At 59.2% G+C, this 677-nt stretch carries 1 protein-coding gene; it reads left to right on the plus strand.

Annotated features, from left to right (window positions below; genetic code table 11):
- Positions 1 to 533, plus strand: a 533-nt coding sequence (locus tag JK635_RS28000) for a methyltransferase (protein ID WP_202653067.1), incomplete at its 5' end; no start/stop codon positions are given.
- Positions 534 to 677: the final 144 nt, after the last annotated feature.

The raw sequence follows: 677 nt of genomic DNA on the forward strand, positions 1-677 counted from the left end.
CCTACGACCGCCCGGAACGGCCTGAAAACTTCGGCTTCTTTCCAACGCCCTCGGCGCTGGCCAAGGCGCTGGTCGAACAAGCGCAACTGGCGCCGGGAATGACAGTACTTGAGCCGAGTGCCGGGATAGGCAATATCGCTATCGAAGCCGCGGCGATCGTCGGTGCGCAAAACGTTCTCACCGTGGAGCTGCAGGCGTGCAATGTCGACGTCCTGAAGGGTCTGGGGTTTTCTCCGGTCCAGTCAGACTTTCTGGCATTTCAGCCGGCAGAACCTGTGGATCGCATCGTCATGAACCCTCCGTTTGCGCGCCAGGCCGACATCGATCATGTGCTACACGCTTGGTCGATGCTCAAGGATGGCGGACGGCTGGTTGCCATCATGGCCGCCAGTGTCACCTTCCGCAACAATGCCAAGTCGGTCGCTTTCCGCAACCTGGTCGACCGTCATGGCCGGATGTGGGATAACCCCGATGGCTCCTTCAAGAGCGTCGGCACACTGGTTCGTACCGTGACCGTCGTTCTGGAAAAGTAACCGACCCCGCGCCTCATCCCTTCAAGGATGGGGCGTTTTTCTTTGTCGTCTTCCCTTCCCTGCTTACGAATGGGCGTTTGTCATTTCCCAGGTACCAGGCTTTCGCGGAGTCTGGCCGCGTTTTGCGGATTCAACCGATAGGAG

The organism is Neobacillus paridis, from assembly GCF_016765675.1.
In the GTDB taxonomy this organism is placed as follows: domain Bacteria; phylum Bacillota; class Bacilli; order Bacillales; family Cytobacillaceae; genus Neobacillus; species Neobacillus paridis.